General features: G+C 54.4%; 2 protein-coding genes. Both read left to right on the forward strand.

Annotation, left to right across the window (positions count from 1 at the left end):
- The first annotated feature begins 7 nt into the window (after positions 1–7).
- Positions 8–6,271: a tandem-95 repeat protein gene (locus ACRZ95_RS22535; RefSeq protein ID WP_480555624.1), complete on the forward strand. Its 6,264-nt coding sequence runs from the start codon at positions 8–10 to the stop codon at positions 6,269–6,271.
- Positions 6,272–6,420: 149 nt separating this feature from the next.
- Positions 6,421–7,245, forward strand: an 825-nt coding sequence (locus ACRZ95_RS22540) for a putative Ig domain-containing protein (RefSeq protein WP_480504156.1), incomplete at its 3' end; no start/stop codon positions are given.

Here is a 7,245-nt window from a genome sequence, read left to right on the forward strand (position 1 = left end):
CAACATCATCACCGAAGACGCTGTGACCCTGATTGGTACCGCCACCCTTCTTGCCAACGCCAGTGATGTTGACGGGGATGCGCTCACGATGACAGCGGTGTCTGCCACGAGTGCGCATGGGGCAACCCTGACACTGAACACTGACGGGACCATCAGCTACGATCCCACCGGTGCTGCGGTTGCGCAGGCGCTGGCAGTTGGCGAGACCCTGACGGATACCTTCACTTATACGGTCGCGGACGGGAATGGTGGGGAGAGCACCGCAAGCGTTTCAGTTGTTGTGCACGGAAGAAACGATGCGCCTGCCGCGATTGATGATGTTGTTGTTCTAAGTCCGAATATCATCACAGAAGATGTTGTCGTCCTGATTGATACCGCCACCCTTCTTGCCAACGACAGCGATGTCGAGGGGGATGCGCTCACGATGACAGCGGTGTCTGCCACGAGTGCGTATGGGGCAACCCTGACCCTGAACACCACCGATACGATCAGTACAATCAGCTACGACCCAACCGGCGCAGACGCTGTTCAGGCCCTGGCAGAGGGCGAGACCCTGACGGATACCTTCACCTATACCGTCGAGGACGGCAACGGCGGTCAGAGCACCGCAAGTGTTTCAGTTGTTGTGCACGGAACCAACGATGCTCCTGTCGCGGTTGATGATGTTGCGCAGAGCCCCACTCCTGTCAGAGAAAATGTTGTTACTTCGATTGATATCGCCACCCTCCTGGCCAATGACAGCGATGTCGACGGGGATGCCCTCACGGTGTCAGAGGTCTCTGCCGAAAGCGCGAATGGCGCAACCCTGACGCTGAACACCGATGGGACGATCAGCTATGATCCAAGAGACGCAGAAGCTGTTCGGGATCTGGCCGAGGGGGAGACCCTGACGGACACCTTCACCTATACGGTCAGTGACGGCAATGGCGGGGAGAGCACCGCAACCGTCTCTGTCGTTGTGCACGGAGCCAACGATGCGCCTGTTTCGAGAGTTCCATTACTTCCTGAGTCTTCAGCGGAAGACGAGGCCGTGAGCTTTACACTACCACCGGACGCGTTTGAGGATCCGAATGGCGATGCGTTGACCTTGACCGCAACGCTTGCGGATGGTTCGGCGCTGCCGGACTGGCTGGTGTTTGATGCGGCTACGGAGAGTTTCTCGGGCACACCGCCCCAGGACTTCAACGGCATATTGAACGTCATGGTGACGGCGAGCGATGGCTCACTTGCAACAAGCGAGACCTTTACGCTTGAGATCACACCGGTCAATGATGCCCCTGTCGCAGCTGATGATTTTATTGGCGCAAGTGAACTCCGCGTGAATGAATTTACCAACACCATACAAAATGCTCCAAGTATTGCCGCACTGGCCAATGGCAATTTTGTCGTCACCTGGACGTCTGATGCTGGGCAGCAAGGGGATGCTTTTTCTTCTGCGATCAAGGCGCGTATTCTTGACGCGAATGGTGTTGAGATCGTCGGCGAGTTCCTGGTCAATGAGTTCACCGATAGCTGGCAATTGATTCCGAGTGTGACAGCGTTGGAAAATGGTAATTTTGTCGTAACCTGGTCGTCTATTGACCGACAGCAAGGCGATCCATCTGATTATGCTGTCAAGGCGCGTGTTTTCGATGCGAACGGCGGTGAGATCACCAGTGAGTTCCTCGTCAATGAATTTACCGATGGCGATCAAGCGTTCTCGAGTGCGATAGCGCTTGCCAATGGCCATTTTGTCGTCATCTGGGAGTCTGAAGACCAGCAGCAAGGCGATACGTCTCCAACTGCGATCAAGGCGCGTATTTTCGATGCAGAGGGTGTTGAGATCGTCAGTGAGTTCCTGGTCAATGAATTTACCGATTACGATCAGCGGAACCCAAGTGTGACAGCGCTGGAAAATGGTAATTTTGTCGTCACCTGGCACTCTTATGCCGTGCAGCAAGGCGATCCATCTGGTTATGCTGTCAAGGCGCGAATTTTCGATGCGAATGGCGATGAGATTGTCAGTGAGTTCCTGGTCAATGAATTTACCAATGACTCTCAATGGAATTCGAGCGTTACAGAACTGGCCAATGGTCATTTTGCCGTCACCTGGGAGTCTGGTTACGGGCAGCAGGGCGACACCGAAGGTTCTGCCATCAAGGCCCGTATTTTGGACGCGAATGGCGATGCGGTTGTCAGTGAGTTCCTGGTCAATGAATTTACTGATGGCAATCAGGATACCCCAAATGTTACGGCCCTCGCCAATGGCCATTTTGTCGTCACCTGGGCGTCTGATGATGGGCAGCAAGGCGATGATCGCTGGGCCATCAAGGCGCGTATTTTTGACGCGAATGGCGATGCGGTTGTCAGTGAATTCCTGGTCAATGAATTCACCAATGACACTCAAATTGCGCCGAGCGTGACAGTGCTCGCCAATGGCCATTTTGTCATCATATGGATGTCTAACGACGGGCAGCAAGGTGATACGTCTGGTTATGCCATCAAGGCGCGTATTTTCGATGCAAACGGTGTTGCTCAAGGTCCCGAGCCGATCACAGAAGATGTTGTGACCCTGATTGAGACCGCCACGCTTTTGGCCAACGACAGCGATGTCGACGGGGATGCGCTCACGATGACAGCAGTGTCTGCCACGAGTGCGCATGGCGCGACCCTGACGCTGAACACCGACGGGACAATCAGCTATGATCCCACCAACGCGGATGCTGTCCAGGCTTTGGCAGTTGGGCAGACACTTATCGACACATTTACCTATACGGTCGAGGACGGCAATGGCGGGGAGAGCACTGCAACAGTTTCAATTGTTGTTCACGGAAGAAACGATGCACCCGTTTTAGCAATTGCATTGTCCGATCACTCTTCAGCGGAAGATGAAGCTGTGAGCTTTGCACTGCCAACCAATGCGTTCACGGATGTGGATGGCGATGCACTGACCTTGAGTGCGACACTGACGGATGGTGCGGCGCTGCCGGACTGGCTGGTGTTTGATGCCATTGCGGGGAGCTTCTCGGGCACACCGCCGCAGGACTTCCATGGTACATTGAGTGTGACCGTGACGGCCAGCGATGGGTCACGCACAGCAAGCGATAGCTTTGCCCTTGAGATTCCCCCTGTAAACGATGCACCGATCGCGGTAGATGATCTTATTGGCGCGAGTGAACTCCGCGTGAATGAATTTACCAACACCGGACAAAAGACTCCAAGTATTACCGCACTGACTAATGGCCATTTTGTCGTCACCTGGGACTCTCGTGATGGGCAGCAAGGCGATGCTTCTTCTTCTGCCATCAAGGCGCGTATTATTGATGCAGAGGGTGTTGAGATCGTCAGTGAGTTCCTGGTCAACGAGTTTACCCATAGCTGGCAATTGAACGCGAGTGTCACGGCGCTCGCCGATGGCCATTTTGTCGTCACCTGGTCGTCTTTTGACCAACAGCAAGGCGATCCATCCGGATATGCTGTCAAGGCGCGTGTTTTCAATGCGGATGGCAGTGAGATTGGCAGTGAATTCCTGGTCAACGAGTTTACTAATAACGGTCAATTCATCTCGAGTGTAACAGCACTGGAAAATGGCCATTTCGTTGTCACTTGGGAGTCTGAAGACCAGCAGCAAGGCGATACGTCTCCAACGGCCATCAAGGCGCGTATTTTCGATGCGGAGGGCGGCGAGATCGTCAGTGAATTCCTGGTCAATGAATTTACCAATGGCGATCAGCGGGACCCAAGCGTTACCACTCTCGCCAATGGCCATTTCGTCGTCACCTGGCATTCTCACGCCTTGCAGCAAGGCGATCCATCCGGTTATGCCGTCAAGGCGCGTATTTTCGATGCGAGTGGCAGTGAGGTTGTCGGTGAGTTCCTCGTCAATGAATTTACCAATGGCTGGCAAATCAAGCCGATTGTTACAGCGCTCACCAATGGCCATTTCGTTGTCACTTGGGAGTCTGAAGACCAGCAGCAAGGGGATGCTGATTGGGCCATCAAGGCGCGCATTTTTGATGCAGAGGGTGTTGAGATCGTCAGTGAGTTCCTCGTCAATGAATTCACCCATAGCACGCAACGCGACCCAAATGTTACGGCCCTCGCCAATGGCCACTTTGTCGTCACCTGGGCATCTGATGATGGGCAGCAAGGTGATGATGGCTGGGCCATCAAGGCGCGTATTTTCGATGCGAGTGGCAGTGAGGTTGTCGGTGAATTCCTCGTCAATGAGTTTACCAATGACATTCAAGGCACTCCAAATGTGACAGCGCTCGACAATGGTGATTTTGTCGTCACCTGGCATTCTCTTGACGGGCAGCAAGGCGACACTGATTGGGCCATCAAGGCGCGTATTTTCGATGCAAACGGTGTTGCGCAAGGTCCCACGCCGATCGACGAAGATGTTGTGACTTCGATTGAGACCGCCACCCTCTTGGCCAATGACAGTGATGTTGAAGGGGATGCACTGACGGTAACAGCGGTCTCTGCCGCGAGTACGCATGGGGCCGCCCTTACGCTGAATACCAACGGGACCATCAGCTATGATCCAACCGGCGCAGATGCTGTTCAGGCTCTGGCAGAGGGCGAGACACTTATCGACACCTTCACCTATACGGTTGAAGACGGCAATGGTGGGCAGAGCACTGCAACGGTTTCAATCGTTGTTCACGGAAGAAACGATGCACCTGTCGCGGCTGATGATAGCGAGGTTGAAAATACTATTGATGCAGAAAGTACAATTGACGCAAGTGAGTTCCTGATCAATGACTTTACCAATGGCACCCAAAGCGACCCGAAGGTCGCAGAACTCGCCAATGGCAACTTCGTCGAAACTTGGGAATCCCCTGATGAATCTCACTTTACTGACATCAAGGCACGTATTGTAGACGTAGATGGCGTTGAGATTGTCAGTGAGTTCTACGTCATTAAAGAATGGGCTTTCCAACGTTCGCCGAGTGTTACAGCATTCTCTAATGGCAATTTCATCGTAACTTGGCTGCATAAAGATAACGGATATTTAGAGACTAACGCAAGCGTTTTTGATGCGAATGGCGTCGGGATCAGCGGCAGGTTGAACGTCGTCGACGGGTTCTATCAATACATCATAAGTGTTACAGAGCTCGCCAATGGCAATTTCGTCGCAAGCTGGTCGACTGGACCCTGCAATAACGATCTTTGTGGTTCTGACAGCTATTTCCGTGTTTACGACGCGAATGGCGGGGACATCAGCGGCCTCCTCAAAGTCAATGAACCTCTCAATGCCATTGACGACTGGCAGCATGGCGTTAGTGTTACAGCACTCGCGAATGGCAATTTCGTCGTTACCTGGGAGGCTACTGACCCGCAAGAGGGTTCTTACGATACTGCTATCAAGGCCCGTATTTTCGATGCGAACGGCGGGGAGATCGCCAGTGAATTTCTGGTCAATGCAATCATCGATGGCGCTCAAAGAAACCCGAAGGTTACAGCGCTCGCCAATGGCGATTTTGTGGTCACCTGGGAGTCTAATGACCAACAGTACGGCGCTTCGTCTGCTTGGACCATGGAGGCCCGTATTTTCGATGCAGCCGGTGTTACTCAAAGTTCCGATATTATCTCGGAAGGTTTTGTCACCCTGATTGAGACAGCCAGTCTTCTTGTCAATGACAGCGATGCCGAGGGAGATGCACTGACGGTGACAGCGGTCTCTGCCGAAAGCGCGCATGGAGCAGTCCTGACGCTGAACACCGATGGGACCATCAGCTATGATCCGACCGGCGCAGAGGCTGTTCAGGCCCTGGCAGAGGGCGAAATGCTGACGGATACATTTACCTATACCGTCAGAGATGGCAATGGCGGTGAAAGCACCGCAACGGTTTCAGTTGTTGTTCGCGGAAGAAACGAAGCACCGATCTTTGGCACCGCTGGTGATGATATCCTGACCGGCACCGCTGGCGATGACATCCTAAACGGCGGCGCGGGCGATGATTATCTGTATGGTAGCGCTGGCGATGACCGTCTGGATGCTGGCACAGGCAACGACATCCTGACCGGCGGCTCGGGGGACGATACCTTCGTCTTTGATCCCGGTTTTGGCGAGGATATCATAACCGATTTTGCGGCTGGTGCTGCGACGGAGGATATCATCGAGTTCAGGGGTGTCACCAACCTGACATCTTATGCGGACGTCCTGAACAGCGCGGCGGATAACGGCACCGATACGACCATCACGCTGGATACGGACAACAGCATTGTCCTGAAGAATGTGGTCGTGTCGGACCTGTCCTCCGACGACTTCCGGTTTTACGCGTAAAGACCACAACGCATGGTGTCGCAATCACGCACCCAGGACGGGCTTGTTGCGGAGTGCCTTCAGGCACTCCGTTCTACGCTCGCAGGTGTTGGCCTGCTCAGCCTGCCGATCAATCTCCTGATGCTCAACAGTTTGAATTGGAGAACATAATGACCGTTATGAACAACACACCCATTTTGGCAATTGCGTTGCCTGATCAGTCTTCCGCGGAAGATGAGGCTGTGAGCTTTGTCCTGCCAGCGCATGCGTTCACGGATGTGGATGGCGATGCGCTGACCTTAAGCGCAAAGCTTGTTGATGGTACGGCCCTGCCGGACTGGTTGGTGTTTGATGCGGTTGCGGGGCGTTTCTCGGGCATACCGCCCCGGGACGTCCATGGGACATTGATTGTCATGGTAACGGCCAGCGACGGACCTCTTTGCGCAAGCAGCACCTTTGCGCTTGAGATTACGCCTGTCGACGATACACCAGCCGCGATTGATGGGAGTGTTGGCGCGAGCGCGTTCAGCATCAACGAATTCACCAATAGTTCGCAATTCTACTCGAGCGTTACAGCCCTCGCCATTGGTGGCGGGGGCGATGATTATCTCTATGGTGGTGATGGCGATGACACGCTGCAGGGCGGCGGGGGCAATGACTGGCTGCATGGCGGTGCAGGTGCGGATGTTCTGGATGGCGGCGCGGGTAATGATGGGGCGGGGTATTGGGATGCGGCCTCCGGCGTGACGGTTGATCTGGGCAATGCCGCGGCCAACACGGGTGACGCGACGGGCGATAGTTTTGTGTCGATCGAGAATCTCGCGGGATCGGCCCATGCAGACATGCTGTATGGGGATGAGGCCAATAACAGCCTGTGGGGTCTGGGCGGAGACGACGCGCTGCATGGTGGCGGGGGCGATGATTATCTCTATGGTGGTGATGGCGATGACACGCTGCAGGGCGGCGGGGGCAATGACTGGCTGCATGGCGGTGCA

Source organism: Ruegeria sp. AI3 (genome assembly GCF_056541245.1).